Source organism: Chryseobacterium sp. AC417 (genome assembly GCF_979258215.1).
Genome location: NZ_OZ409845.1, coordinates 1,393,608 through 1,419,225, shown reverse-complemented (window position 1 = coordinate 1,419,225; position 25,618 = coordinate 1,393,608). Strand labels below are relative to the sequence as shown.

Genomic DNA, 25,618 nt, shown 5'->3' with positions numbered 1-25,618 from the left:
ATATAGAAAGGGTTAATTTTTTCTACAACACCTTCAATTCCAAATCAATACTTTTTCCAAAGAACTTTTTTGAAATTTTTTCAAAGTTTTTGGTAATATCCGAAAGGTAAAACTTATAAGCGGGTTTCGGATTACTCGTATTAAGCAGATGATACTTATCTAAAATAATATTCAGATGATTTGCCACAATATTGGGCGAATCTATCACACGAACGCGGTTTCCGTAATATTGCTTAATCTCATCGATCAGCAACGGATAATGCGTACAGCCCAAAATCAAGGTTTCTATATTTTTTAATTTGGCATTGCTCAGATAATTATAAATGATAGAATGCGTAATAGGATGATTTTTAAAACCTTCCTCGATTGCAGGAACTAATAACGGAGTTGCTAACTCATCAACTTTGATAAATTTATTATGCTTTCTGATGCTTTTCTTGTACAAACCAGAATTCACCGTAGCTTTGGTAGCAATTACCCCTACATTATTATGGATTTCATACGCCACTTTTTCAGCAACGGGATTGATTACGTCAACGACAGGAACTTTTCCGGCAACAGACTGCATCACGTCATTTAAAGCATTTGCTGTTGCCGTATTGCAGGCAATTACAATCGCTTTACAGTTCTGCTCCAATAAAAAATTGGTGATCTTGGTAGAATATTCTATAATTGCTTCTTTGGATTTTTCACCATACGGCAGATGTTTGGTATCTCCAAAATAAATAAGATCTTCATGAGGAAGAAGTCTTTTGATTTCTTTAGCCACCGTTAAACCTCCTACACCACTATCAAAGATACCAATAGGCTGTTTAGGGGAAAGGTGTGAATAGTCCTGTTTTTTAGTTTTCAAACGGAGTGAAATTTAGTGCAAAAATACTTAAAGATTTTAGATTTTAGATTTTAGATTCTACATTTTTTAAACCTGAAATAAATCTGAAGCAATTCCATCTGCCATAAACCAATGTTTTTCAGAAATTTTGAGGTGATTGTTTTCTTTAATCAAAACTCCATCAGCGATTTTCTGCTGAATTTCTTTTTGAAACTGATCTAAAATATCATTTTTAAATTTATTCTTTAAACTTTCGAGATCAACGCCCCAAATTGTTCTCAGGCCAATCATAATCATTTCATTAAACTGATCTTTCTGTGAAAGAATTTCTGTTTCTTTAGCCAAAAGATTCGAGTTTAATTTTTTAATATACTGCTGATTATTGGCAACATTCCAGCTTCTGACATCGAATCCGTTGTAAGAATGTGCAGACGGACCGATTCCTAAGTATTCTTTATACCTCCAATAAGCTGAATTGTGTTTAGAATGAAAGCCTTTTTTTGCAAAATTAGAAATTTCATAATGCTCAAAACCATGATCTTTCAGAAAATCGATCATATAATAAAACTCTCTGTTCTGTTCTTCTTCCTTCGGTTTTGAAACTTTTCCGTTGGCAATCCAACTTTCAAGAGCAGTTTTTGGCTCGACAGTCAATGCATAAGAAGAAATATGAGGAATATCAAGAGCTATCGTTTTGTTTAAATTCTGTTTCCAGATTTCTAAGCTTGAAGTTGGTGAGCCATAAATTAAATCAATACTTAAATTTTCGAAGCCAAAATCTTGTGCTCTTTTGATAGAACCTTCTGCTTCGGAAGCATTATGAGCTCTGTTCATGAGTCTTAAATCTTGCTCAAAGAAACTTTGTGTTCCAATAGAGAGTCTATTTACAGGAGAATTTGATAATTGTTTTAAAAAATTTTTGTCTAAATCATCCGGATTTGCCTCTAAAGTAATTTCAATATCAGTATTAAAACTAAAATATTTCAAGACCTCATCAATTAAAGACTTGATTTCGTCGCCGGAAAGGATAGATGGTGTGCCGCCGCCAAAGTAAAGTGACTGTAAATTTTTGTTTTCGAGTTCATCTTTACGGAGAAAAATCTCTTTTTTCATCGCAGCAATCATTTCATCTTTAAAATTTAAAGAAGTTGAAAAGTGAAAATTGCAATAGCTGCATTTCTGTTTGCAGAAAGGAATATGAATGTACATCATAAAAAAAGCTCTGAAAAAATCAGAGCCCAAATTTATTTAAATTAAATCAGATTAATATCTAAATCCTCTATTATTAATAAAGTTATCAAAGTTGTAACCCAGACCCAGCATAAAGCTGTTTCCACCGTACTCCTGAATGTCAGACATTCCCAGGTTGTAAGTAGCACCCACCATAAATTTGTTGAATCTTACTTTTACAACTGGTGAAATACTCAATTGTTGGTTATCAAATCTGTTTTGTACACCTCTGTAGCTTACCCCGAAAGAGAATGCGTTGATGTCGTTTGAGAATGTTGCCATCAAGTTTAAATCCATCATTCTTGTAGAATTGGTATTCAAATTGATTAAAGCTGAAGGAGTAATAGCAATGTTATCTGCGATTTTCCAGTCGTATCCTAAGTTTAAGAAGAATTTGATAGGCGATGGTTCGTAGTTATTTACAATAGATTCGTCATTGCTAAGAGCAATATCGTTTACAGAAATACCTCCGAATAAACCTTTGTAAGTTGCTGCCAAACCGAAGTTTGCATACGCCATAAAGATATTACTTTCATTTCCTTGTAATAAAGGATCATAACCGTCTTCAGTATTAATTTTAGAATAATCGAAATTCATATTATAAAAATTAACACTTGTACCAAAAGAAAACTGATCTTTTCTATCACCTTCACTACTTAAAGGGATAAAATAAGAAGCTCCCGCTGTAATACCTCCTGCAGATATAGGACCGTTACTATCTCTGAAAACGGAAATACCCGCTCCCACTCGATCAAAAATATTCGCGTTGATCCCCACCGACTGAACGTTTGGCGACTCGCTAAATTTTGAAAATTGTTGTTGATAGTTTAGATTAAGCTGTACATAGTCCGTTTTACCATATTGTGCAGGGTTGAACAGGAACTCACCATCCAAAAGATATTGCTGATAGTATGGTAATGATTCTTGTGCTTTGTACGCATTAGACAAAAGAGCTAAACATACGATAGCATATAGTTTTCTCATAACAAATCTTGATTTCAATTCAACAAATATAAAAAAATTCTCAATATATTTTTAGTTTTCTAAATAATTTCTCCATTTTTTTACGGCATCCGTCATATCTTGGGGCATTGGGCTCTCAAAATACAATTCCTGTTTGGTCGTGGGATGTATAAAACCCAAAGTGTGGGCATGAAGTGCATGTCTTGGCAGAATATCAAAAACATTTTTCACAAACTGCTTATACTTAGGGAGATTAACTCCACGAAGGGCGATATTCCCCTCATATCTTTCATCATTAAAAAGAGTATGACCGATATGTTTAAAATGTGCACGAATCTGATGAGTTCTTCCGGTTTCCAGTTTACATTCTACCCAAGTCATGTATTTAAATCTTTCTAAAACTTTATAATGCGTTACGGCATGCTTACCAGCGCTTCCGTCTACATACGTATACATCTGCATTCTATTCTTAGGATGCCTTCCTATATGCCCCGTTATGGTGCCTTCATCTTCTTTTACATTTCCCCAGACAAATGCCCAGTACAATCTTTTTGTTTTTCTTTCAAAAAACTGTTTTGCAAGAAAGCTTAAAGCATACTCATTTTTGGCAATTACTAAAAGACCCGATGTGTCTTTATCAATTCTGTGAACAAGCCCTACTCTATCCAAATCTGATTTTTCACCTTTTTTATTAAAATGAAAAGCCAAAGCATTCACTAAAGTACCATCCCAGTTTCCGAATCCCGGATGCACAACCATTCCAGGATCTTTGTCAACCACCACCAAGTCATCGTCTTCATACACAATATTGATGGGAATATCCTGCGGAATAATTACATTGAGTCTAGGAGGATGAGCAAGGAGTAGAGAAATCTGATCTCCCGGCTTCACTCGGTAATTTTGTTTTACAGGAATTCCGTTGACAACAACATTTCCGGCTCTGCAGGTTTGCGAAATTTTATTTCTTGAAGAATTCTGACGAAAATTCAAAAGAAACTTATCGATTCTTAAAGGCTCCTGCTTACCATCTACGGTGATGTTTACATGCTCATAGAGACCTTTATTTTCCTCATCAATATCTACATTGTTGGGATCTAGTAATTCTTCGTCTAAAAAATCTTCGTTATCTTCTGTCATCCTTCATTTTTTACGTAAAAGGCTCCAACATTTTAAAGTTGAAGCCTGAATCTTATGATAAAGTAATCACTTAATTAATGATCATCTTCTTAGCTTTTGGCTTATCTGCTGTAGGCGTTGCCGTCTGCGTAGATTTATCAGCATTCGCAGCTGAAGTCGTTTTAGGCTTTGTATCCGTTGTTTTGGTAACTGTTGTCGGTTTTATGGTTGATGTTACACTGGGCTTTGGAGTTTCCTTTCTTGGAGTAACTGGTAGCGGTGGAATATCATTCGCTGGTGCATCTTCAAAATTAGGAACTTCTTCATATCTTATCGGAGGCAGCGTTGTATCAATTTTCATTCTGTATGTAGAATTCAGCTGTTCTATTCTGTCACGGAGTTCTGCCGGAGTTTTTTTACTTGCCCAAAGATCGATCTGCATTCCCTGATCTCGTACATCTCCCGAAGCAGGATCTTGATAATAAACAATATCTGAATCATCATTTCCTCCATCTTCATGCTCTACAATTCCTACCTCAAAAAGATTTCTTGCGATGTAAGCTTTTGCATCCTTCACCGTTAATCCAACCAAATTAGGAATCGTAATATTTCTCATAGGCCCTGAACCTACTACGACATCAATGATAGAAAATCTTGGTATTTTAGTTCCCGGTTTTATAATAGTTCCTTTAAATAAAACTCTTAAAACAGCATCCTTCTGAATACTCGGTTCAAAGATGGTATCGCCAACTTTCAGACCCACCTGATCCAATCTTTGAAATGCCAATCCGGAATATTTATTAAGAACATCCGGAACTGCAACAGGAGCCCAGCTTCTCGGATTTACTTTTAAGGTAATCGCTCGGCCGTCTTTCACACGAGATCCCGGAGAAGGATAGACCTGCAGAACCTGAAAAGGTCTGTATTTTGGATTATATGTAGCACTGTCTACTTCGTAGTCGAGCCCTGTGTCTTCTAATATTTTGACAGCATCATGTACAGACTTATTCACAACGTTAGGAACAGGAATTTCCTGACCATGATTGGTATGATATTCCAGCCAGCGAAATGTAAGCCATACTAATCCCACAAAAAGTGCGATTGCCACTGCCAAATTAACTAAAACTTTCCAATTGAAAAGTGATTTAAGCATACTTAAAAATACTTGAATTATAACGGCAAATATAACTAATAATTTTTGAATGCACTTTTTATTTAACAGAATTAGCATTTGCTTTCAATTTTTCTGAAATTCAATTCCTGCGTGATATTATTTCATTAAATTTGCCTTAATTGATACAAACCGATATGAGCAAAAAACATGTTGCCGTAGTGATGGGAGGCTATTCTGATGAATATAAAGTTTCTCTGAAAAGCGGACAATTAATCTATGATTCTTTAGACAGAGATCTTTATAATGTATACAAAGTGTTCATTCTGAAAGACGAATGGTATTTTTTAGATGAAAATGAAAATAAATTTCCTATTCAAAAAGGAGATTTTTCGGTTACTTTAAACAATAAAGAAACTTTGAAATTTGATGTCTGTTTCAATATCATTCATGGAACCCCCGGTGAAAACGGAATTTTGCAAGCGTATTGGGATGCAATCGGACAAACCTACACAGGTTGTGATTTTTACCAGAGCGCTTTAACGTTTAATAAAAAAGACACTTTAGCGGTTTTATCAAAATACGGAATTCCTTCTGCTAAAAGCGTTTATTTAAGAAAAGGTGAAGATATTAATGTTGACGAAATCATTGAAAATCTGAGTCTTCCTGTTTTTGTAAAACCGAATCAGTCTGGTTCGTCTTTAGGAATTTCTAAAGTAAAAGAAAAGTCTGAATTGATAGCAGCAACCGAAATTGCGTTCAAAGAAGATGATGAAATTTTAATTGAAAGTTTCTTAGATGGAATGGAAGTTTCAGTTGGTGTGATTGGCTTCAAAGGCGAAACCATCGTTTTGGGAATCACAGAAATTGTTCCTCAGAATGAATTTTTCGATTACGAAGCTAAATACGAAGGCGCTTCAGAAGAAATTACGCCTGCAAGAATCGACGACGAAACTACAAAAAGAGTAGAAGAAATTGCAAAAAAAGCTTACGATTCTTTAGGAATGAGCGGCTTTTCTAGAAGTGAATTTATTTTGATGAATGGCACACCATATATGTTGGAAATGAATACCAATCCTGGGTTTTCACCAGCAAGCATCCTTCCTCAACAGGCAAAAATCTACGGAATTTCTATCAAAGATCTTTGCGGAAATGAAGTTGAAAAAGCTTTACAAAAGAGAAACTAGATATTAGAAATCAGATATTAAAGTTACAACCAACTTATAATTGATGACTCAAAACTTATAACTTATTTGCGCATGAAAATTGCTGTTTTTCCGGGATCTTTTGATCCGATAACATTAGGGCATTACGATATTATTGAAAGAGCTGCGGCACTATTTGATAAAGTGATTATAGCCATTGGACAAAATTCTCAGAAAAAATATATGTTTCCCATTGAAAAAAGAATGGAATTCATACAAAATTCTGTAGCCGAATTTCCTAACGTAGAAGTTGATTTTTTTGAAGGCTTAACGGTAGATTACTGCTTCCAAAAAAATGCTCAGTTTATTCTCAGAGGTCTTAGAAATCCTGCTGATTTTGAATTTGAAAAAGCTATTGCCCACACCAACCGCACTTTAGCTCACAAAAAACTGGAAACTGTTTTTCTTTTGACCTCATCAGGAAAATCATTCATCAGCAGCAGCATTGTGAGAGAAATCATCAACCACGGCGGCGAATATGAATTATTGGTTCCTGATGCAGTAAGAGTTGAACATAAGTAATGGGTAATTGGCAATGAGCAATTCTGACAATTGATATTTTATGGATTTTAATCAAATTTTTAGGGATCGAACAAAAATTTTTTCGATTTCTATTATTAAATTATTATCTTCTCTACCCTATTCTGATGCTCTTTCAATTATTAGAAGACAAATTATCAGATCATCGACTTCTGTTGCCGCAAATTACAGAGCAGTTTCACGAGCAAGATCGGATAAAGAAAGATTTGCTAAAATCTGCATTGTCGTTGAAGAAATAGACGAAACTCAACTTTGGCTAGAAATTATTGAAGAATTACAATATGTAGATTCAGATGAATTATTAAAATTAAAATCAGAATGCGAAGAACTGGTAAAAGTAATGACAACTTATAAATTTAAATTATCTCAAAACTTAAAATAGCAACCTTATACTTATTACTTATTACTTATTACCCATTACCCATTACTCATAAAAAATGCATCAACAGCTCAACTTCATTATAGAAATTCTCGGTACGATATCATTTGCGATGTCGGGGAGTTTTGCTGCGATGCAAAAGCGGCTTGATCCGTTCGGTGTTTTGATTATTGCATTCGTTACTTCGGTTGGTGGCGGAACTGTGAGAGATTTACTTTTAGATATTCCGGTTTTTTGGATGCATGATCTTTTGATGTGCGGGTTGATTTTGGCGACCAGTATTTTTTCAATGGTATTTAAATCTATGGAAAAAAATTTCAAAGTCACCTTGTTTATTTTCGACAGTTTCGGTTTGGGATTATTTACGATTATCGGTGTACAGAAAGGTTTAAATGCAGACATTCATCCTTTGATTTGTATTGGTTTGGGAACAATAACCGGCTGTTTTGGCGGGATTATCCGGGATATTTTATTGAACAGAATTCCTTTAATATTCAGAAAAGAAATTTATGCAAGCGCTTGTATTGTTGGCGGTTCAACATTTTTATTGCTTACCCATTTTACAGCGCTTTCTTATACATTTATACAAGTTTTTACGATTTTAATGATTGTAAGCGTGAGAACTTTAGCCGTTAAATACCATTGGCAGATCCCTAAGTTTTATGGATATGAAAGTAATTCTGAAATGTAGATTTGCCTAAAAAATAAAAAATGCACCAAACAATTTGGTGCATTTCTCTTTTATTTAAATGAGTTGTTTTATTAAAACTTTCCTCTGTTTCTCATATGAGGATTGTGTATATGTTTCTGCATAGTCGGCATTTTCAACTGGTCTTTCATCATTTTAATCTGATCGGTCATCATACCTGCGGTGTCGAGTGCTTTAGCTTCATCCAAAAGTCTTTGTCCTTCCTGTCTTCTGCCTTTAGAGATTGCTCCTGCAGCCAGATTTAAAGTTGCCATCGCTCTGTCGTGCTTCATATTTAAACCATATTCCAACGCCTTTTTCATCAGAGGTTCAACTTTCGTCGGGTGATCCTGAGCTAAAACTAAACCTTGTAAGTAATGATAATACCCATATTGATTTTTGTGAAGCTGAGATTGGTAATCGGTAATGTTATCTAAAAATTTTGAAGCTTTTACCATATTCTGTTTTCTCAATTGCCAGAATGCCAAAAGGATATTCTCATTTTTAAAGAAAAGGAAGATTGGTAACGCAGATAAAAGGAAAATAACAATTCCCCATCCTAAGTTTCTTGTGAAAAACATCATATAAAGACCTCCCAAAATAAGAAGTGCTGCAACTGCGATTTTTATATATTTATTCATTATTAAAATTTAGAAGTGCAAAGATATAGAATTTAGAGGTTAGAAGCTAAAAGTTGGAAGCCAGAATTATCACAACGAATAGGTCAGTATTTTCTCATAAGTCTGAAAACAAAAGTCATATTCATTTTTATCATCTTTTTCGTGACAGATTTCTTCGGATAACTTCCAGATTTTAGAATCAATTTTAGGAAAAAAAGTGTCGGCATTTAATTGCGTTTTCACTAAAGTAACTTCCAATTTATCAGCGATTTCCATGGTTTGTTCATAGATAGTTCCCCCACCGATGATGAACACATTTTCATCAATTTTTTTGGCAAATTTTACCGCCTCTTTTATACTTCCTACAATTAAAATTCCTTCCTCAAACCAGTTTTTCTTTTTTGAAATAACAATATTGGTGCGGTTCGGGAGTGCTTTCCCAATACTCTCATAGGTTTTTCTTCCCATAATGATAGGATGCCCCGATGTAAGATCTTTAAAATGTTTTAAATCTTTCGGAAGATGCCAAAGCAATTGATTATCAGAACCAATCTCATTTTTTTCGCCCATTGCAACCACAATTGTTGTCATTCAATTAATTTTCTGCAAAATTAGCACATAATTTGTATATTTGGGTAGCACAATAAAATTAAAAAATAAATAACAAGCCATTTATAAAATCACCTGATTCATTAATAGTAAGAGATGAAAAATGGTTCGATTAAATAAAAAACTATTAAAACAATTAAAAACTCATTTATGAAAAACAAAGGTTGCCTAAGCGCAGGAACAATCGGTATTGCTTTACTTATCATCGTTGGTGTATTATTTTTCTGGGGAAAAAGCGGATACAACAATTTTGTTACGAAAGAACAAAATGTAAACACAAAATGGTCTAACGTAGAAACAGTATATCAGAAAAGAGCCAACTTGATTCCTAATCTGGAAAGAACGGTAAAATCTTATTCTAAATTCGAACAGGAAACTTTAACACAAGTAGTGGAAGCTCGTTCAAAAGCTACCTCAATCAACATCGACCCAACCAATATGACCGAAGCTGATTTGGCAAAATTCCAGGCAGCTCAGGGAGAATTATCCGGAGCTTTAAGCAGATTGATGGCAGTTGTGGAAGCTTATCCCAATTTGAAAGCAGATCAGCAATACATTAATTTCCAAAGAGAATTTACAGCTATTGAAAACAGCATCAGAAGTGAAACTGTGTATTTCAACAGTGCGGCTCAGGATTACAACACATCGATCAAAACTTTCCCGAATAATATTTTAGCAAACTTCACCAATTTTAAAGAGAAACCTTACTTTAAAGCAGCGGCAGGAGCTGAAAAAGCACCGGACGTATTCACAGAATAATGAGCCAGTATCTTACAGATCAACAAATAGCTTCCCTTGTGGAAGCTATTCAGTCGGCAGAAGATCATTCTACCGGAGAAATCAGAGTGCATATAGATTCTACCACAGATAACAATAATGCAGAAACTGCTTTCGAGGTTTTTAATAAACTTTGTAAAAACCAGACAAAGGAGAAAAACGCAGTGTTATTTCATGTTAATTTCGAACAAAAATATCTTACGATCATTGGTGACACAGGCATTCATGCAAAAGTACATCAGTCATATTGGGATCATCTACACGATTTTATCACTTCAGAATTTGCAAAAGGCAATTATCATAAAGCTTTAAAAAGCGCCATTCTGGAAACCGGTCTCGAACTCAAAAAACATTTTCCTGTAAAAGGAGAAAATCACAACGAACTTCCCAATGAGATTACGTTCTCTTAAAATACTGTTATCATTTTTACTTATTGGCTTTTACAGTTTTGTATCGGCGCAATATACCATTCCTGCAAAACCTACAGTTTTATATCCTGTCTATGACGAAGGCAATTTGCTGACTAGCCAGGAGAAAAATGAACTCAATAATAAGCTCATCAAATTTGCAGATTCTACCTCAACGGAGATCGAAGTCATCATCATTCCTTCAACCAAAGGCGAAGACATCAATTATCTTGCAACGATGTTTGGTGAAAAATGGGGAATCGGGCAAAAAGATGTTGATAACGGAGTGGTTTTCCTGATTGCCACTCAAGACAGAACCATGTCAATTCAGCAAGGACGTGCCGTTGAACAATATTTAACAGCTTCAGTTGCCGGGCAGATTTTAGATTATATTGTTACTCCAAAATTCAAGCAAGGAAAATGGTATGAAGGAATTAATGGCGGAACATCTGCAATCATGGAAGCAGTGCAGGGGAAATTCAAACCTTTAGCCAAACAAAAAAAATCCGGAGACACCAGCGTTTCAAAATTACTGATAATCGGATTTGTTATCTTCATTATTCTCATAATCTTCTTCAGAAATAGAGGTGGTGGTGACGATGATGGCGACATTCTATTGGGACGCAGAGGACGCAGAAATTATCCCGGTGGATTCTTTCCATTCCCAGGTAGTTTTGGAGGTGGCGGTTTCGGTGGCGGAAGTTCAGGCGGCGGAGGCGGTTTTGGAGGCTTCGGTGGTGGCGGAAGTTTTGGAGGTGGTGGTGCTTCTGGTGGATGGTAGTTTTTAAATACTGCGCCTACATTCTAAGAAATGACAAACAAGAATATTTTTTCAGATGGAAAAAACTTAATTCAATTTAAACAAATTATACAATCGGTCATTTGCAGGCCGATTTTTTTTTAAATTAAAAACTCTGAAAAGTCTTAATCTGACATAAAATTCAATTATCTATATTAAAAAGTTAACGAAAATGTCTTTTGAAGGATTTTCATCTAATATTTTTTCATTAAATTTACTGAAAACAGGTCCTATGAAGAAAACGCTGGTAGTTTTTGCGCATCCTTATCTGGAACACTCAAACTCCAATGTAGAGTTAATCAACTTCTACGTTCGTCATCAGCATTTTACTTTACGCGATCTTTACGAAGAATATCCCGATTTTCACATAGCTGCATTTCGTGAACGAAAACGCCTTAAAAATTACGACCGATTTATCTTTCAGTTTCCGATTATCTGGTTTGGAATGCCACCTCTATTAAGACTTTGGATTGACGAGGTTTTCGACAGAAACTGGCTCAACGAAGGAGAAGAAAATCCTTTGGAAGGCAAAGAAGTTTATATTGTCGTGACGACTGGCGGAAAAGAAAGATCCTTCAGCAGAGAAGGAACTTATCATTACACCGTAGAAGAGCTCATCAGCGGATTAATTGTTTCTTTAAAAGTTTTTAAAGCCAACATAAAAGACATTATCATTGTTTATGAAGCCAATAAACTTTCTAAAAAGGAAATTATTTTACACAAACAAAAATTTGCTAAACTCTTAGATCAATAAATGGAACCTACCTTAGCCATGAATACCCTTCTTTTTCTGGGCGTTGCCATTATCATGGTTCCGCTGGCGAGAAAATTGGGGTTAAGTTCGGTTATCGGCTATATCTTAGGTGGGATTATTATTGGACCTTATGCTCTTAAACTCACAGGAAAAGACGTTGACGATATTATGCACGCCAGCGAATTTGGTGTTATCATGCTTTTATTTTTGGTAGGACTTGAATTAGAACCCAGGAAATTCTGGGGCATGCGAAAGAAAATTCTCGGACTCGGAATGACACAAATGGTGCTGACAATTCTCCTTCTCTTTCTCATATTTGTCACTTTTGGATGGAAAACCGATAAAGCGATTGCGATTGCAATGTGTTTTGCACTTTCTTCTACTGCGATCGTTCTTCAGACCTTACAGGAAAAAGATAATTTTAAAACTGTTGCCGGCGAAGCATCTTTTTCAACATTGCTGTTTCAGGATATTGCGGTGATTCCTATTTTGGCGATATTACCATTACTTGCTCATTCTAAAGTCAGTCATAATGAAAATGAAGTACAGGTTTTAATTCAAAAACTTCCGGAATGGCTTCAGGCAGGAACTGTAATAATGGGAGTAATTATCCTGATTTTATTAGGAAGATATGTTTTTGTACCTTTTTTAAGATATGTTTCAAAAGCAGGAATGACCGAATTGCTCACTGCTTCTTCCCTATTTTTAGTAATTGGAGTTTCAGAACTGATGATTTCTATCGGGCTGTCTCCTGCACTCGGAGCTTTCCTTGCGGGAGTCATGTTGGCAAATAGCGAATTTCGTCATGAGCTGGAAGCGCAGATTGATCCGTTCAAAGGATTACTGCTTGCCGTTTTCTTTGTAAGCGTAGGCTCTACAATGAATTTTAATGTGATTGCAGACGATCCATTGTTTATTTTCACGACAGTATTTGCTGTTCTTTCTGTAAAATTTGCCGTTCTATTTGCAATAGGAAAGTTTTTTAAATTGGATAATCCTCAAGGCTTATTCTATGCATTTGCACTTTCGCAGGTTGGTGAATTTGCTTTTGTATTGATTAATTACGGATCTGATTTATACCTTTTCGGAGCAGAATTAAATGCTCAGATGATGGCTGTAACAGCAATTACAATGTGTATTACTCCGTTTCTTTTAATTATAAACGACAAAATCATCACACCAAGATTTATAAAAAAAATACCGGATGAGCAAAGTGACTTCAATATTCTCGACAATAATATTGCACAAAAGAAAATCATTATCGTTGGTTTCGGTCACTTTGGAAGTACAGTAGGACGCCTTTTAAAAGCAAATAAAATTACTGCAACTGTTCTCGACAGAGATTCTGACCGGGTAAAACTTCTGAGAGACTATGGTTTCAAAGTATATTACGGGGATGCCACCAGAATTCCTGTCTTGAGAGCTGCCGGAATTGAAGATGCGAAAATTTTACTGCTTTGTTTGGATAATTCGGGTGACAATAAATTCATTGCAGAACTGGTGAGCGAACATTATCCTGCCGTGAAAATTTTTGTTCGTGCAAAAAACAGAATTGATGCTTACTCTTATTTAAATAATGGTATTGATAATATTTACCGCGAAACTTTAGGAACCGCCGTAGATATGGCAGTTGATGTACTTCACGAAACAGGAATGCGAAAATATGCAGCGAGACGTCTCGGTCAGCGTTTTATGGCGATTGACAAAGCTTCCATAAGAAAATTGGCAAAAGCTGATGACGACGATGAAATCCGCCTGTTTACCACAAAAGAAATCCTCCAGAGAGAGGAGGAATTATTGGCTTACGACAATCTCAATTTTGATGGTAAAAACTGGGAAGGTTCATCATCATCTGCCGAAGAAGACGATGACGAAACCAAATATTAATCTACTGCAAAGAAACGCTTCCACCACTGTTTTCTTCTTTGTTCACCGTATTTACATTTCCTTTTTTGATTCCGTTCACGCTTCCACCGGAAGATGCATGCCCTTCAAATTTTGTTGAAACGCCGATATCAACGGTAGAACCGCTAGAAGCTTCAGCTTTCACATTTTTAGCAACCACTTCGCCTGCAGAAATATTACTTCCCGAAGAAGAATTGAGATTTGCATTTTCAGCTTTTCCGGAAATAGCTACTCCTCCTGCTGAAGAGGTTTCAACATTGAGATTGACAGCCCAGATATTTCCCTTAAAAGTTCCGCTGCTTCCTGCATCAATATCCAGTTCATTGGCTTCAAGTTTCCCGGAAATATGTCCCGCACTTGAAATCTCCACATCCGTTTTATCTTGGGTAAATTGATCTCTGACCACTATAATTGCTGCAGAATTTGCTTCCAGCTTTTTAAAATCTTTAGCATATATTTTCGCTTTTACATTATTCGTATTCATCACCCGGAATCCTGTTTTGTAATGTATATGAAGTTCACCACCATTACGATCAACCAGAACTTCATCGATGATATTTGCCGGTGCAGAAATCACTACTTTTTCTACATCAGATTTTATAATTTCAGCTTCGATCGCCTGAGAAACTTCAATCTCTTCAAAATCACCGCTGAATTCTTTTTGTTTTAAAGGTCCGTGATCTTCATTCGTGATATCGGGAAGCCATTTTGATTTTTCAGACTTTTCGTTGCAGGCGGATAAAATAACCAAGCCGGAAAGAAGTAAAATTGTAGTACATTTCATGTTTTGATGTTTAGAAGATTAGTTTTTAATATCTTTATACTTTAATAACAACTAATTTATGAAATCTCTTACAACTAACAATAAGTAAATATATAAGAGACTGAATATGAATAACAAAAACAATAAAAGACTGTATATGAAAAACATTTCATCAGTATTGTTAATTTCTGCTTTGGCATTTAATTACTCGTGTACCACCATGAAAACAAACGATATCAAACAGGAAATTCCTGTACCGGATTCTTCACTTTCTTCGAATCCGTTTATGAAAAAAAGCAAGCTTCAGTACGAAGCTCCGGAATTTGATAAAATTAAAAACGAACATTTCAAACCAGCTTTTGAGTTTGGTTTAAAACAGCACGATGCAGAAATTCTGAAAATCGCAAACAATTCTGAAACAGCAACTTTTGAAAACACCATTGTCGCTTTAGAAAAAAGCGGTGAAATTTTAAAAAGAGCTGTAACCGTTTTTTCAAACCTGACAGGTGCGAATACAAACCCAACTTTACAGGCTTTGGACGAAGAATTTGCGCCTATTTTTGCGGCGCATTCTGATAAATTATATCTGAATGAAAATTTATATACAAGAATAAAAGCAATTTCAGATAATGGTTTAGATTCGGAAAGCAAAAGATTATTGCAGTTTTATAAGCAGAATTTTGAAATTGCTGGCGCAAATCTTTCTGCAGCCGACAAAGAAAAACTGAAGCAGATCAATCAGGAAATGGCTTCATTGTCCACACAATATTCCAACAAACTGCTTGAAGCAAGAAAGGAAGGCGGAATTATCATCGACAATGTAAAAGAACTAGACGGATTATCGGCTGACGAAATAGCAGCCGCTGCAGCTGATGCCAAAGCCGCAGGCAAAGATGGTAAATATCTTTTAGCTCTTCAAAACACAACCCAACAACCTGTTTTACAAAACTTAACCAACCGAGCAACTCGTGAAAAAGTGTTTAAAGCTTCATGGATGAGAGCGGAAAAAGGCGGAAACAGTGACACGAGAGAGACCATTGAAAAACTGGCGAAATTAAGACTGAAAAAAGCACAGATTTTAGGTAAAAAAAGCTTCGCAGAATGGAAATTGCAAGATCAGATGGCTAAAAACCCTGAAGCAGCTGTAAAATTGATGAATCAACTGGCAACTCCGGCTGTAGAAACGGCGAGACGTGAAGCAAAAGATATTCAGGATTTGATTGATCAGCAAAAAGGTGGTTTTAAACTGGAGCCTTGGGACTGGAATTTCTATGCTGAACAAGTGCGAAAAGCCAAATTTGATTTAGATGAAAACCAGATCAAACCATATTTTGAAATCACAACGGTTTTGGAAAAAGGTGTTTTCTTTGCTGCTGAAAAATTCTACGGACTGACTTTCAAAAAGAGAACAGACCTTCCCGTTTATCATCCTGATGTGGTGACGTACGAAGTGTTCGACCACGATGGAAAATCTTTAGCAATTTATTATCTTGACTTCTACACAAGAGATTCTAAAAATGGGGGTGCATGGATGAGTAATTTCGTTGAGCAGTCTTATCTTTTAGGTACAAAACCAGTGATCGTTAACTGCTACAATTATCAAAAACCTGCTCCGGGAAAACCTTCTTTAATCAGTTATGATGATGTAACCACTATTTTCCATGAGTTTGGTCATTCTATCCACGGAATGTTTGCAAACCAAAAATATCCTTCCCTTTCAGGAACCAATGTTCCTAGAGATTTTGTGGAATTTCCGTCGCAGATTAACGAACACTGGGCTTTAGATCCTGTGGTTCTGAAAAATTATGCAATTCATTACGAAACGAAACAACCCATTCCTCAGGATTTGGTTGATAAAATAAAGAATGCAGCAACCTTCAATCAGGGTTATATGACTTCCGAATTGGTTTCTGCAGCTGCTTTGGATATGGATTGGCATTCTGTAACCAATGAAAGTCAATTACTTCCGGTTTTAGATTTTGAAAAGCAATCTCTAGTCAACCACGGATTTACTTTATCAACTGTTCCGCCAAGATATCATACTCCTTATTTTGCACACATTTGGGGAGGTGGTTATTCTGCAGGATATTACGCTTATTTATGGTCTGAAACTTTAGACAGCGATGCGTGGGAATGGATTTCAAAAAATGGCGGGTTGACCAGAGAAAACGGTGACCGATTCAGAAAATATATTTTGTCTGTAGGAAATTCTGTTGATCTGAATCAGGCCTTCAGAGATTTTACAGGACATGATCCTGATATCAAACCTTTATTGAGAAACCGAGGTTTCATTAAATAATTTTTAGGAAGCATTCATTATTGAGTGCTTCTTTTATTTAACTTCTAATTCAATCATACTATTTCAGAAGAAATAAGATTGTTATGTTTGAGAAATAAATATATTTGTCATGAAATAAAATTTATACTCCCTATGACTTCTTTACTATTTTTAATTATCTCTTGGCAACATATTTTAATTTTATTATTACTTGTTGTCCCTTATTTTATCCCAACATTTATAGCATATAACAGAAAAAAAACAAATGCCGGAGCAATCTTCGCATTAAATTTATTTTTAGGCTGGTCATTAATTGGGTGGGTAGCTGCATTGGTTTGGGCTTTATCCAATCAACAAATAATTATTAATTCTGATCACTCTCAAAATTACAATTCTACTATTGATCAATTGACTCAACTAAGTGCACTTCATGAGAAAGGTATAATAACTAATGAAGAATTCACAAACCAAAAAAACAAATTATTCAGTTAACTTTTGTAACTAAATAGAATATGAACTGTCCCTGTTGCTCCGGAAAATCCTACGAAGAATGCTGCAAACCTTATCACACAGGAAAAAAACATGCACCAACTGCAGAAGCACTCATGCGTTCCAGATTTTCTGCATTTGCGATTCCTAACGGAGAATATTTAATGGAAACAACTCTTCCTGAAAAAAGAAAATTTCACAACAAAAAAGATTTCCAGGAATGGGGAGAAATCAATGAATGGACGAAACTGGAAATTATAGAAACGGCCGATTTACATCAGGTAGAATTTAAAGCGTTTTACAACAATGAAGACGGAGAATCACAAATTCATCACGAGTTTTCAATGTTTAAAAAAATAAATGAACGGTGGTATTATGTTTCGGGAAAGTTTTTAGATTGAGATCATCATTAAAATTTACTCAAAAAAAATGTCCGGAAAAAATCCGGACATTTGTATTATTCAAATATTGTTAGTGAGCTTCATTACCGTCAACTCCATGAGCGTGACCATGAGCCAACTCCTCTTCTGTTGCAGGACGGGTGTTTAAAATTTCCACCTGAAAATCTAAAACTTTCCCTGCCATCGGATGGTTAAGGTCTGCAATTACAGCTTCAGGAGTAACTTCTACTACAAATGCCTGAAAATTATTCCCTTCATTATCCGTTAAAGGCAAAATAGCTCCCAAAGGCGGAGTTCCTGCTTCTTTGAACATATCAATCGGCAATTGTGCGATTGCTTCCGGATCTTTCTCACCGTATGCTTCTTCCGGCTGAATGACAAAAGCTGCTTTATCACCAACTTTTAAACCAAGAATATTTTGTTCGAATTTTGGAATCATCATTCCCAAACCGTATAAGAATGTAAGCGGATTTTCTGCTGTCGTTTCTTCTACAAGAATCTTGCTTCCGTCCTCTTCAATGGTGTGAAGTATGTAACTTACAGCCACAACGTGTTTCTGATCAATTGTCATATTTTTTCTTTTTTTCGTGATGTTTTTCACGATTAACGGCACAAATATACTATTTTTAATATCATTGAACGAGGAATTCCATTAACGGAATATTACGAAAACAAATTTTGTTTTAGTTTCCACCTTTAGCTTCGTTTCTTTTTTTCTGTCTCAGAACGTAGAGATATAAGCTCTCCACTTTGGTTCTTGCCCAATCAGTTTTGCGTAAAAACTTTAGCGAAGAATTAACGCTCGGATTATCTGTAAAACATTTGATATTAATTTGTTCGCCCAGTTTTTCAAAGCCCTGATAATATTCTACCAATTCTTCAAGAATCGCATCAAGTCTTTTTCCGTGAAGCGGATCTTTTGATTTTTCTTCCATAACGCAGTAAAATTAAATATTTTATCAGACTTTACGACTAAAATTGTTTATACTCCTAATCTTTAGTATTTTTGATAAAGGTATTTCTTACCTGTAAAATCACTCGTTGCGAAAAAAAAATATGGGCAAAAATAACGAAGCGAACAGAAAAAAAAACAAAGATAAAATCGATCAGAAAAAACGTAAAATACAAAATGCGGAAGCAGAAAGAAAAGCACGTTTAAAACAAATTCGAGAAGATTTTAAAGCAAAAGAAGCCAATAGTAAACTATGAAAATCCTCCACACCGCCGATTGGCATTTGGGTAAACGTCTCGATCGTTTTTCAAGACTGGAAGAACAGGTTTTGGTGATGAACGAAATAATAGAAATTGCTGACGAACAAAATGCTGATTTGGTTTTGATTGCAGGAGATTTATTTGATAATTTCAATCCGAGCGTTGAAGCTACAGAACTTTTTTATAAAACTCTGAAACGTTTATCACTGAACGGAAAACGTCCTGTTATCGCTATTTCCGGAAACCATGATTCGCCCAGTCTGATTGATGCTCCAAACCCTTTGGCAAGAGAATGCGGAATTATTTTAATCGGTCACCCGAAAGCGGATATTACTCCGTTTGAACTTGAACATTTTAAAATTTCTAAGGCTGCAGCAGGCTTTATTGAACTGGAATTTAAAAACCACAATTTCCCTCTTAGAATTTTACATACACCTTATGCGAATGAAATTCGTTTAAAAGAATATTTTGGTGAAAGCAAAGAAGAAAATCTGAACAATGTTTTAAGAGAAAACTGGAAACAAATTGCAGATGAGTTTTGTAATGAAGACGGCGTTAATCTTTTAATGGCACATTTGTACATGAACAAAAAAGGTGCTCCTATTCTGGAAGAACCGGAAGGTGAAAAACCGATCAAAATCGGAAACGCAGATTTAATTTGGTCGGATATCATTCCTGAGCAGATTCAGTATACGGCTTTAGGGCATTTACACAGATTTCAAAATATAGGAACCGCTGAAAAACCTGTTATTTATTCATCTTCGCCTTTGTGCTACAGTTTTAGTGAGGCAGGACAAACAAAATATGTTTCCATGATTGAAGCCAAGCCCAATCAACCTGTTTCATTTGAAAAAATTGCCTTAAAAAAAGGAAAATCATTGGTCAGAAAAACATTTGATTCTGTTGAAAAAACGATTGAATGGCTTCAGGAAAATCCAAATACTTTGGTCGAACTCACTTTAGAAAGCGAAACTTTTCCAAAATCAGAAGAAACAAAACAGATTTACCAATCTCACGGTGGAATTGTACATTTGATTCCGAAAGTAAAAAGTCAGAATTTTACTGAAAATCAACTGAGCGAAATTAATTTGAACCAGGACATTCAGGCATTGTTTAAAGATTATTTTAAGTCTAAAAATCAAGGTCAGGAACCGAATGAAGACCTGATGCAGATCTTCAAAGAACTCACGTAGCAAAAATCTCACTCTATAAACCAAAACCCTCCAACCAACAACTGATCAATGATTCCAATTCAACTTACCTTAGAAGGTTTATATTCTTACCAGGAACGTCAGAAAATCGATTTTACAGAACTTACGGAAGCAGGTCTGTTTGGAATTTTCGGATCGGTAGGTTCGGGAAAATCTTCTATTCTGGAAGCCATTTCTTTTGCTTTGTATGGCGAAACGGAACGCCTGAACGCAAGAGACAAACGTGCTTACAATATGATGAATTTGAAATCAAACAAATCATACATTGAGTTTGATTTTATCAATTTTGAAAATAAAAGATTCAGAGCAACAAGAGAATTCAGAAGAAATTCTAAAAATTTTGAGGATGTAAAAACACCCAATGTTACTTTTTATGAATGGAAAAATGAAAATTGGATTCCTTTGGATCATTCGAATTCGGAAAAAATAATCGGTTTAAGTTATGCGAATTTCAAACGCACGATAATTATTCCGCAAGGTCAGTTCAAAGAATTTCTGGAACTCGGAGCCACCGAAAGAACGAATATGATGAAGGAGATTTTCAATCTTCAGCGTTTTGACCTTCAGAATAATGTTTCAATTTTAAATGCAAAAAACAGATCAGAACTTGATCAGTTGGAAGGTCAGCTGAAAGGTTTTGAAGAAGTGAATGAAGAGCAGATTTCTGCGCAAAAAGAAAATTTAAAGCTAGAACAACAAAAATTTGAAGAAGTAAAAATTCAGTTTAAAAATATTGAAGATAAATATCAACGGTTCAAAAATTTAAAAACCGATTTTGAATCGCTGAAACAGAAGAAAACAGACTTTGAAAAACTTAATTTTCAGAAAACAAATATTGATGAATTAGAAATTAAAACAGAACTTTTCGATACAGTTTTCAGGATTTTCACACCGATTATTACAGAGAAAAACAAACTTCAAAAAGAAATTTCGGAGCAACAGAAAAATAAAGACCATCAATTTAAAATTGTACAGGAAACAGAGGTAAAATTTGAAAATATTAAAAATAAACTGGCTGCAATTTTACCGAAATTTGAAGCTTTGGAACAATCGAAAATTCAGGAAAACGATCTGGAATTAATTCTTAAAATGCTTGAGTTTTCGAATGATATAAAAACTTTAAAAGACCGAACAGAAAAAGGTTCTGAAAAAGTAAAGGAAGTTGAAGTAACACAAAATGTAATTCAGAAAAAAATAACGGTACTTTCTGAAAATGCAGAATTTTTGAAGCCAAAAAAAATAGAATCCCATATTTTAATGAATGTGGGGAACTGGTTTCTGGAACAGAAAAACTTAACAGAATCTGCAAAAAATCAAAATATAAAAATTGAAGATTTTCAAGTAAAGATTGAAAAATTAAATACTGATTTAATTCCTTTCGCAATTCATCAGGAAACTTTTAAAGAAGATTTTAAATCAAAAACGGAAGCTTTAGAAAATGAAGCTAAACAACTGTCTGAAAGAAAAAACCAGCTTGAAGTTCAGCAAAAGCTGGCACATTTTGCTGGTGAATTGCATGACGGAGAATCTTGTCCGCTTTGTGGTGCAATCGAACATCCGAATATCGTGGAATTTGATGATGTAAATACAGAATTGACTGAATTGAAAAATCAAATTCAGAACAATAAAAACCGATCTGATGAAACGCAAAAACAGCTTTCTGAAATTGAAAAAATCCTTGACCGGAAAAAGATTTTTGAAGAACAGCAAAAAGCTGAACAGGAAAATTTAAATCAGATCAGAATTAAAATTGAAAATCATAGGAAAAACTTCATCTGGACAGATTTTGATCTTGAAAATAACGCTGAATTTGAGCAAAAACGTCAACAGTCTTTTGAGATTGAAAAGCAGATTGAAGAACTGAACCTGCAAGTTGCGGAGCACCAAAAAACTTTGGAAAAGGAACGTGAACATCTGGAAAAATATAAAAAAGCTTTGGAAGAATTTAAATTGGACGAAGCAAAAAAAGAAGAACAGATAAAAACCAACCAATCCAATCTGAAAATTTTGAAATGGTCAGATTATCAGGATCAAAAAATTACTGAAACAGAAGAAATTTATAAAAAACTGGCACAATCAAATCTTGAAACGGAACAAAATTACCATCAGCTCATTAAAGATGAAAAAAGTATTTCTCCAAAATTAGCCGAGCAAAAAGCCATCGTTAATCAATTAGAAAAACGAATTTTGGATTTGGAAAAGGAAATTTCAGACAATGAAAGTATTATAACAAAATCCTTAATCGATCATCAATTCAATGCTTTAGACGAAGTTCAGAATGTTTTATCGCAGGAAATGAACGTTCAGGATGTGAGAAACAAAATCCAGAAATTCAGGATAGATTTTGAAACTCTTAAAAACGGAATTTATGAATTGGAAACGAAGCTCAAAGATTTTTCTTTTGATGAAGAGCAGTTTGCGGAAGCTGAAAACCAGTTTAAAACCTCAGGAAATGATTTAAAAACAGCCAATGATACTGTCGTGAAAATCAGTTCTGAAATTGAAAGACTGGAAAAAGAATTTAAGAAAAAAGAAGATTTGTTAAAAAATTTAAGTCAGCTTCAAAAACGCGCAGACAATCTGAAGATAATGACCCATCTTTTTAAAGGAGCAGGTTTTGTGCAGTATGTTTCTTCGATTTATCTTCGTCAGTTATGCGACCATGCCAATGTACGCTTCCACCGAATGACGAGAAATCAGCTCAGTTTACAGTTGAATGACAACAACGATTTTGAAATCATCGATTATCTGAATGAAGGACGAAGCCGAAGCGTGAAAACACTTTCCGGAGGACAGGCTTTTCAGGTTTCGCTAAGTCTCGCCCTGGCTTTGGCAGAAAGCGTTCAGGCAAATGCACAATCAGAGAAGAATTTCTTTTTTATTGATGAAGGTTTTGGAACACAGGATTTGGAATCGGTAAATATCGTTTTTGAAACATTAATGAATCTGCAGAAAGAAAACAGAATTGTGGGTATCATTTCTCACGTTGAAGAACTGAAAGAAAAAATCCCGGTGTCTCTTAATATCACAAAAGATGAGGAGAGGGGAAGCTTGATTGAAGTCATATAATTAAAAACCCCTTCAGTTTGAAATGCTGAAAGGGTTTGTATTTAGGTATTGAAATATTATCTCACTTTGGGAGCCACCTTTTTACCGAAAAGTTCAATAGATCTCATCATCACATCATTTTCAGGAGCACCTACATCCATATGACCTATGAATCTTGTGATGCCGAAAATCTCTTTCATGTAATTGATTTTATCTGCAACCTCATCTGCATTTCCTATGAATAATGCACCTTCTTTTGCTCTGCCACCATCGTACTGCATCTTTGTATAAGGCGACCAACCACGAGACTTCCCAATCCTATCCATTTGAGATTTGTAGTTATTGAAATATCCATCGATAACATTTTGGTCTTCACTTACGAAAGTATGCGAATGTATGGCAATCTGCATTTCCGATTCTGCGTGACCGGCTGCTAAATATTCTTGTTTATAAAAATCAATTAAATTTTTAAACTGTATCGGCATTCCGCCGATAATTGCCACTACTAAAGGCATTCCTAATTTTGCTGCACTTAAAACTGATTGGGGAGTTCCGCCAACGGCTCTCCAAATAGGAAGCTTTCCGTTATTGGTTGCTCTCGGATAAACGGTTTGGTTTTGCATCGGAGCACGAAGTTTTCCTGACCATGAAACGTTTTCTTCTGAGTTTATTTTAAGCAGTAATTCTAATTTTTCGTCAAATAATTCTTCATAATCATTCAGAGAATATCCGTACAAAGGAAAAGATTCTATAAAACTTCCACGACCCACATATATTTCGGCTCTTCCATTTGAGATTAAATCTAATGTTGCAAAGTCTTCATAAACTTTCACGGGTTCTGACGAACTTAAAACCGTAACACCACTTGCTAATTTTATATTTTTTGTAATGCTTGCCGCCGCAGCCAAGATCATTTCAGGTGAAGAAACGGCATAATCTGCGCGGTGATGCTCTCCCATTGCGAAAACATCAATTCCCACTTCATCCATTAATTTTACCTGCTCAAGAATTTCACGGATTTTCACTCCCGCATCTTTATATTTTCCGGTGGTTTGGTCAAATGCCAAGTCGCCAAACATTCCTATTCCTAATTCCATATTGTTGATTTTTATAAGACAAAATTAGGGTAATGAATGATTAAAAACGTTGATGTTTGGTAAGAATAAACAAAATGATTACTATGGCTGAACTTGTTTTTCTGACCTGTTTTTTAATTTCAAAAATTGTTTTTCAAACAGATGATACGATAAAAACGCAAGTAATACTGAACAAAGAAATGACAGCAGAAGAGTGACATACCACTCAAATTGATATTTTTCGCCGATTTTCCGGAACAGCATGATAGGCACTAAATGGATAAGGTATAACCCATAAGTATATTTCCCAAGCCAGGCTAAAATGGATTTATCCGAAATTTTGAATGTATTTTTATCGCCAAGCGTGACTAAAATTAACACCGAAAAAAAGGAGCCATAAAGCAAGGGTCTTAGATTTAAATTTCCAAATATAAACCAATCTAAAGGTAAAGTGATCATATCAATAACAGCAAGAAAATAGATGTATTTATGAACAGCAGAAATTTGTGTGATTTTATCAATAATATCTTTCCTGAAAACAAAAAGATAAGCAGGGATTGCCCCAAAAGCAAAATAATCAATATTAGAGAAAACATCAAGAGAACCGATACTCAACATACTGTAAACGAATCTGAAAACTAATGCAACAGCAAGACAAATTACAATCAACCCGGGAATTTTTTTTAAAGGAATGCAGTAAAGGAGAAGTCCCCAAATGATATAAAAATGTTCTTCCACACACAATGTCCAGATTACAGGCAATGGCGAAACATTCGGATGTCCACCTGTATACAGCACCATGTAATTTTCGAGAAAGGTGAATGTAAGAAGCCAGTTGGGTTCATATCCGTCATTAGAATATGGAAAATGCACAAAACTTAATATATAAGGAGTAAAAAATGCAAATAAAACCATGGCATAATACAATGGCCAGATTCTTAATATCCTTCTTTTAAAAAATGGTTTCAGCGGAATCTTTCCCTGATTGTTAATTTTATCAACAATCAAAATATATGTAATTAAAAACCCGCTCAAGACAAAGAAAAAAGACACACCAATTTCTCCTCTAGAAAAATAACTTAAAAAACTATTCTCCGGAACTCCCGCATGATGAATGAATACTAATAAAAATGATAAAAACCTTAAAGAATCAAAAGTATGAAAGTGTACCCTATCTATTTTTGTTAAGTTCATATTTTAACCAA

Annotated in this window: 27 protein-coding genes; 15 read left to right on the top strand and 12 right to left on the bottom strand. The window is 35.0% G+C overall.

Annotated elements, in window-relative coordinates; translation table 11 throughout:
* Window positions 1–22 precede the first annotated feature (22 nt).
* The 5 genes from murI to ACZZ9T_RS06880 all read right to left on the bottom strand — a co-directional run bounded on the left by murI (window position 23) and on the right by ACZZ9T_RS06880 (window position 5,294).
* Window positions 23–853, bottom strand: a complete 831-nt coding sequence (gene murI, locus ACZZ9T_RS06900; RefSeq protein ID WP_463441449.1) for a glutamate racemase — start codon at window positions 851–853, stop codon at window positions 23–25.
* 66 nt (window positions 854–919) lie between these two features.
* The gene (hemW, locus tag ACZZ9T_RS06895; RefSeq protein WP_463441448.1) at window positions 920–2,044 is read right to left on the bottom strand and encodes a radical SAM family heme chaperone HemW; all 1,125 of its coding nucleotides are present in this window, start codon (window positions 2,042–2,044) and stop codon (window positions 920–922) included.
* A gap of 51 nt (window positions 2,045–2,095) precedes the next feature.
* On the bottom strand, window positions 2,096–3,046 hold the full coding sequence (locus ACZZ9T_RS06890; RefSeq protein WP_463441447.1) for a PorP/SprF family type IX secretion system membrane protein: 951 nt from the start codon (window positions 3,044–3,046) through the stop codon (window positions 2,096–2,098).
* 51 nt (window positions 3,047–3,097) lie between these two features.
* Window positions 3,098–4,162, bottom strand: a complete 1,065-nt coding sequence (locus tag ACZZ9T_RS06885) for an RluA family pseudouridine synthase (protein WP_463441446.1) — start codon at window positions 4,160–4,162, stop codon at window positions 3,098–3,100.
* A gap of 70 nt (window positions 4,163–4,232) precedes the next feature.
* Window positions 4,233–5,294: a PASTA domain-containing protein gene (locus tag ACZZ9T_RS06880; protein WP_463441445.1), complete on the bottom strand. Its 1,062-nt coding sequence runs from the start codon at window positions 5,292–5,294 to the stop codon at window positions 4,233–4,235.
* A 155-nt stretch (window positions 5,295–5,449) separates the two neighbouring features.
* Here ACZZ9T_RS06880 and ACZZ9T_RS06875 point away from each other — a divergent pair, with 155 nt between their 5' ends.
* From ACZZ9T_RS06875 to ACZZ9T_RS06860, 4 genes are all read left to right on the top strand, one after another.
* Entirely contained in the window at window positions 5,450–6,439 is a 990-nt protein-coding gene (locus tag ACZZ9T_RS06875; protein WP_463441444.1) for a D-alanine--D-alanine ligase, read from the top strand.
* Between the two features lie 72 nt (window positions 6,440–6,511).
* Complete coding sequence (gene coaD / locus ACZZ9T_RS06870) at window positions 6,512–6,979, top strand: pantetheine-phosphate adenylyltransferase (protein WP_463441443.1); 468 nt, start codon at window positions 6,512–6,514, stop codon at window positions 6,977–6,979.
* A 40-nt stretch (window positions 6,980–7,019) separates the two neighbouring features.
* Entirely contained in the window at window positions 7,020–7,379 is a 360-nt protein-coding gene (locus ACZZ9T_RS06865; protein WP_463441442.1) for a four helix bundle protein, read from the top strand.
* Window positions 7,380–7,434: 55 nt separating this feature from the next.
* Window positions 7,435–8,067: a trimeric intracellular cation channel family protein gene (locus tag ACZZ9T_RS06860; RefSeq protein ID WP_463441441.1), complete on the top strand. Its 633-nt coding sequence runs from the start codon at window positions 7,435–7,437 to the stop codon at window positions 8,065–8,067.
* 71 nt (window positions 8,068–8,138) lie between these two features.
* Here the strand turns inward: ACZZ9T_RS06860 and ACZZ9T_RS06855 are convergent, their stop codons facing one another.
* Entirely contained in the window at window positions 8,139–8,705 is a 567-nt protein-coding gene (locus tag ACZZ9T_RS06855; RefSeq protein WP_463430679.1) for a DUF2892 domain-containing protein, read from the bottom strand.
* A gap of 69 nt (window positions 8,706–8,774) precedes the next feature.
* The gene (locus tag ACZZ9T_RS06850) at window positions 8,775–9,275 is read right to left on the bottom strand and encodes a dihydrofolate reductase (protein WP_463441440.1); all 501 of its coding nucleotides are present in this window, start codon (window positions 9,273–9,275) and stop codon (window positions 8,775–8,777) included.
* 168 nt (window positions 9,276–9,443) lie between these two features.
* Here ACZZ9T_RS06850 and ACZZ9T_RS06845 point away from each other — a divergent pair, with 168 nt between their 5' ends.
* From ACZZ9T_RS06845 to ACZZ9T_RS06825, 5 genes are all read left to right on the top strand, one after another.
* Window positions 9,444–10,052: a LemA family protein gene (locus ACZZ9T_RS06845; protein WP_463441439.1), complete on the top strand. Its 609-nt coding sequence runs from the start codon at window positions 9,444–9,446 to the stop codon at window positions 10,050–10,052.
* Window positions 10,052–10,480 carry a TPM domain-containing protein gene (locus ACZZ9T_RS06840; protein ID WP_463441438.1) on the top strand — a complete coding sequence of 143 codons (429 nt, stop codon included), beginning with the start codon at window positions 10,052–10,054 and terminating at the stop codon, window positions 10,478–10,480. The genes ACZZ9T_RS06845 and ACZZ9T_RS06840 overlap by 1 nt, the downstream gene beginning before the upstream one ends.
* Entirely contained in the window at window positions 10,461–11,258 is a 798-nt protein-coding gene (locus tag ACZZ9T_RS06835) for a TPM domain-containing protein (protein ID WP_463441437.1), read from the top strand. Before ACZZ9T_RS06840 ends, ACZZ9T_RS06835 begins: the two co-directional genes overlap by 20 nt.
* A gap of 190 nt (window positions 11,259–11,448) precedes the next feature.
* The gene (locus ACZZ9T_RS06830) at window positions 11,449–12,030 is read left to right on the top strand and encodes an NAD(P)H-dependent oxidoreductase (RefSeq protein WP_463441436.1); all 582 of its coding nucleotides are present in this window, start codon (window positions 11,449–11,451) and stop codon (window positions 12,028–12,030) included.
* Window positions 12,031–13,917 carry a monovalent cation:proton antiporter-2 (CPA2) family protein gene (locus ACZZ9T_RS06825; RefSeq protein WP_463441435.1) on the top strand — a complete coding sequence of 629 codons (1,887 nt, stop codon included), beginning with the start codon at window positions 12,031–12,033 and terminating at the stop codon, window positions 13,915–13,917.
* Window position 13,918: 1 nt separating this feature from the next.
* Here the strand turns inward: ACZZ9T_RS06825 and ACZZ9T_RS06820 are convergent, their stop codons facing one another.
* Window positions 13,919–14,719 carry a head GIN domain-containing protein gene (locus tag ACZZ9T_RS06820; protein WP_463441434.1) on the bottom strand — a complete coding sequence of 267 codons (801 nt, stop codon included), beginning with the start codon at window positions 14,717–14,719 and terminating at the stop codon, window positions 13,919–13,921.
* 136 nt (window positions 14,720–14,855) lie between these two features.
* Between ACZZ9T_RS06820 and ACZZ9T_RS06815 the strand changes: the two genes are divergently transcribed.
* The 3 genes from ACZZ9T_RS06815 to ACZZ9T_RS06805 all read left to right on the top strand — a co-directional run bounded on the left by ACZZ9T_RS06815 (window position 14,856) and on the right by ACZZ9T_RS06805 (window position 17,866).
* Entirely contained in the window at window positions 14,856–16,997 is a 2,142-nt protein-coding gene (locus ACZZ9T_RS06815) for a M3 family metallopeptidase (protein ID WP_463441433.1), read from the top strand.
* A gap of 132 nt (window positions 16,998–17,129) precedes the next feature.
* On the top strand, window positions 17,130–17,468 hold the full coding sequence (locus ACZZ9T_RS06810; RefSeq protein WP_463441432.1) for a superinfection immunity protein: 339 nt from the start codon (window positions 17,130–17,132) through the stop codon (window positions 17,466–17,468).
* 20 nt (window positions 17,469–17,488) lie between these two features.
* A complete protein-coding gene (locus ACZZ9T_RS06805; protein ID WP_463441431.1) occupies window positions 17,489–17,866 on the top strand; it encodes a YchJ family protein in 378 nt (125 codons plus the stop codon).
* 70 nt (window positions 17,867–17,936) lie between these two features.
* Here ACZZ9T_RS06805 and ACZZ9T_RS06800 read toward each other — a convergent pair whose 3' ends face one another.
* On the bottom strand, window positions 17,937–18,437 hold the full coding sequence (locus tag ACZZ9T_RS06800) for an FKBP-type peptidyl-prolyl cis-trans isomerase (RefSeq protein WP_463441430.1): 501 nt from the start codon (window positions 18,435–18,437) through the stop codon (window positions 17,937–17,939).
* Between the two features lie 112 nt (window positions 18,438–18,549).
* Entirely contained in the window at window positions 18,550–18,801 is a 252-nt protein-coding gene (locus ACZZ9T_RS06795; protein WP_463441429.1) for a VF530 family protein, read from the bottom strand.
* 121 nt (window positions 18,802–18,922) lie between these two features.
* On the opposite strand from ACZZ9T_RS06795, the gene ACZZ9T_RS06790 reads away from it, so the two are divergent.
* The 3 genes from ACZZ9T_RS06790 to ACZZ9T_RS06780 are packed head-to-tail and all read left to right on the top strand — an operon-like array spanning window position 18,923 to window position 23,358.
* Window positions 18,923–19,075 carry a hypothetical protein gene (locus tag ACZZ9T_RS06790; RefSeq protein ID WP_463430653.1) on the top strand — a complete coding sequence of 51 codons (153 nt, stop codon included), beginning with the start codon at window positions 18,923–18,925 and terminating at the stop codon, window positions 19,073–19,075.
* Window positions 19,072–20,271, top strand: a complete 1,200-nt coding sequence (locus tag ACZZ9T_RS06785; RefSeq protein WP_463441428.1) for a metallophosphoesterase family protein — start codon at window positions 19,072–19,074, stop codon at window positions 20,269–20,271. Before ACZZ9T_RS06790 ends, ACZZ9T_RS06785 begins: the two co-directional genes overlap by 4 nt.
* A gap of 48 nt (window positions 20,272–20,319) precedes the next feature.
* Window positions 20,320–23,358, top strand: a complete 3,039-nt coding sequence (locus tag ACZZ9T_RS06780) for an AAA family ATPase (RefSeq protein ID WP_463441427.1) — start codon at window positions 20,320–20,322, stop codon at window positions 23,356–23,358.
* A gap of 56 nt (window positions 23,359–23,414) precedes the next feature.
* Here ACZZ9T_RS06780 and ACZZ9T_RS06775 read toward each other — a convergent pair whose 3' ends face one another.
* Window positions 23,415–24,434, bottom strand: coding sequence for an LLM class flavin-dependent oxidoreductase (locus tag ACZZ9T_RS06775; protein ID WP_463441426.1), 1,020 nt, complete (start codon window positions 24,432–24,434; stop codon window positions 23,415–23,417).
* Between the two features lie 81 nt (window positions 24,435–24,515).
* Window positions 24,516–25,607: an acyltransferase family protein gene (locus ACZZ9T_RS06770; protein ID WP_463441425.1), complete on the bottom strand. Its 1,092-nt coding sequence runs from the start codon at window positions 25,605–25,607 to the stop codon at window positions 24,516–24,518.
* Window positions 25,608–25,618 lie beyond the last annotated feature (11 nt).

What these genes read in the sequence shown, in the direction of transcription:
- ACZZ9T_RS06835 (WP_463441437.1), top strand. Translation starts at nt 10,461, where the DNA reads ATGAGATTACGTTCTCTTAAAATACTGTTATCATTTTTACTTATTGGC.
- ACZZ9T_RS06775 (WP_463441426.1), bottom strand. Translation starts at nt 24,434, where the DNA reads ATGGAATTAGGAATAGGAATGTTTGGCGACTTGGCATTTGACCAAACC.
- ACZZ9T_RS06805 (WP_463441431.1), top strand. Translation starts at nt 17,489, where the DNA reads ATGAACTGTCCCTGTTGCTCCGGAAAATCCTACGAAGAATGCTGCAAA.
- ACZZ9T_RS06815 (WP_463441433.1), top strand. Translation starts at nt 14,856, where the DNA reads ATGAAAAACATTTCATCAGTATTGTTAATTTCTGCTTTGGCATTTAAT.
- ACZZ9T_RS06860 (WP_463441441.1), top strand. Translation starts at nt 7,435, where the DNA reads ATGCATCAACAGCTCAACTTCATTATAGAAATTCTCGGTACGATATCA.
- ACZZ9T_RS06845 (WP_463441439.1), top strand. Translation starts at nt 9,444, where the DNA reads ATGAAAAACAAAGGTTGCCTAAGCGCAGGAACAATCGGTATTGCTTTA.
- ACZZ9T_RS06825 (WP_463441435.1), top strand. Translation starts at nt 12,031, where the DNA reads ATGGAACCTACCTTAGCCATGAATACCCTTCTTTTTCTGGGCGTTGCC.
- ACZZ9T_RS06790 (WP_463430653.1), top strand. Translation starts at nt 18,923, where the DNA reads ATGGGCAAAAATAACGAAGCGAACAGAAAAAAAAACAAAGATAAAATC.
- ACZZ9T_RS06810 (WP_463441432.1), top strand. Translation starts at nt 17,130, where the DNA reads ATGACTTCTTTACTATTTTTAATTATCTCTTGGCAACATATTTTAATT.
- ACZZ9T_RS06855 (WP_463430679.1), bottom strand. Translation starts at nt 8,705, where the DNA reads ATGAATAAATATATAAAAATCGCAGTTGCAGCACTTCTTATTTTGGGA.
- ACZZ9T_RS06830 (WP_463441436.1), top strand. Translation starts at nt 11,449, where the DNA reads ATGTCTTTTGAAGGATTTTCATCTAATATTTTTTCATTAAATTTACTG.
- ACZZ9T_RS06770 (WP_463441425.1), bottom strand. Translation starts at nt 25,607, where the DNA reads ATGAACTTAACAAAAATAGATAGGGTACACTTTCATACTTTTGATTCT.
- ACZZ9T_RS06850 (WP_463441440.1), bottom strand. Translation starts at nt 9,275, where the DNA reads ATGACAACAATTGTGGTTGCAATGGGCGAAAAAAATGAGATTGGTTCT.
- ACZZ9T_RS06785 (WP_463441428.1), top strand. Translation starts at nt 19,072, where the DNA reads ATGAAAATCCTCCACACCGCCGATTGGCATTTGGGTAAACGTCTCGAT.
- coaD (WP_463441443.1), top strand. Translation starts at nt 6,512, where the DNA reads ATGAAAATTGCTGTTTTTCCGGGATCTTTTGATCCGATAACATTAGGG.
- ACZZ9T_RS06885 (WP_463441446.1), bottom strand. Translation starts at nt 4,162, where the DNA reads ATGACAGAAGATAACGAAGATTTTTTAGACGAAGAATTACTAGATCCC.
- hemW (WP_463441448.1), bottom strand. Translation starts at nt 2,044, where the DNA reads ATGATGTACATTCATATTCCTTTCTGCAAACAGAAATGCAGCTATTGC.
- ACZZ9T_RS06875 (WP_463441444.1), top strand. Translation starts at nt 5,450, where the DNA reads ATGAGCAAAAAACATGTTGCCGTAGTGATGGGAGGCTATTCTGATGAA.
- ACZZ9T_RS06800 (WP_463441430.1), bottom strand. Translation starts at nt 18,437, where the DNA reads ATGACAATTGATCAGAAACACGTTGTGGCTGTAAGTTACATACTTCAC.
- ACZZ9T_RS06890 (WP_463441447.1), bottom strand. Translation starts at nt 3,046, where the DNA reads ATGAGAAAACTATATGCTATCGTATGTTTAGCTCTTTTGTCTAATGCG.
- ACZZ9T_RS06840 (WP_463441438.1), top strand. Translation starts at nt 10,052, where the DNA reads ATGAGCCAGTATCTTACAGATCAACAAATAGCTTCCCTTGTGGAAGCT.
- ACZZ9T_RS06795 (WP_463441429.1), bottom strand. Translation starts at nt 18,801, where the DNA reads ATGGAAGAAAAATCAAAAGATCCGCTTCACGGAAAAAGACTTGATGCG.
- ACZZ9T_RS06880 (WP_463441445.1), bottom strand. Translation starts at nt 5,294, where the DNA reads ATGCTTAAATCACTTTTCAATTGGAAAGTTTTAGTTAATTTGGCAGTG.
- ACZZ9T_RS06820 (WP_463441434.1), bottom strand. Translation starts at nt 14,719, where the DNA reads ATGAAATGTACTACAATTTTACTTCTTTCCGGCTTGGTTATTTTATCC.
- ACZZ9T_RS06780 (WP_463441427.1), top strand. Translation starts at nt 20,320, where the DNA reads ATGATTCCAATTCAACTTACCTTAGAAGGTTTATATTCTTACCAGGAA.
- ACZZ9T_RS06865 (WP_463441442.1), top strand. Translation starts at nt 7,020, where the DNA reads ATGGATTTTAATCAAATTTTTAGGGATCGAACAAAAATTTTTTCGATT.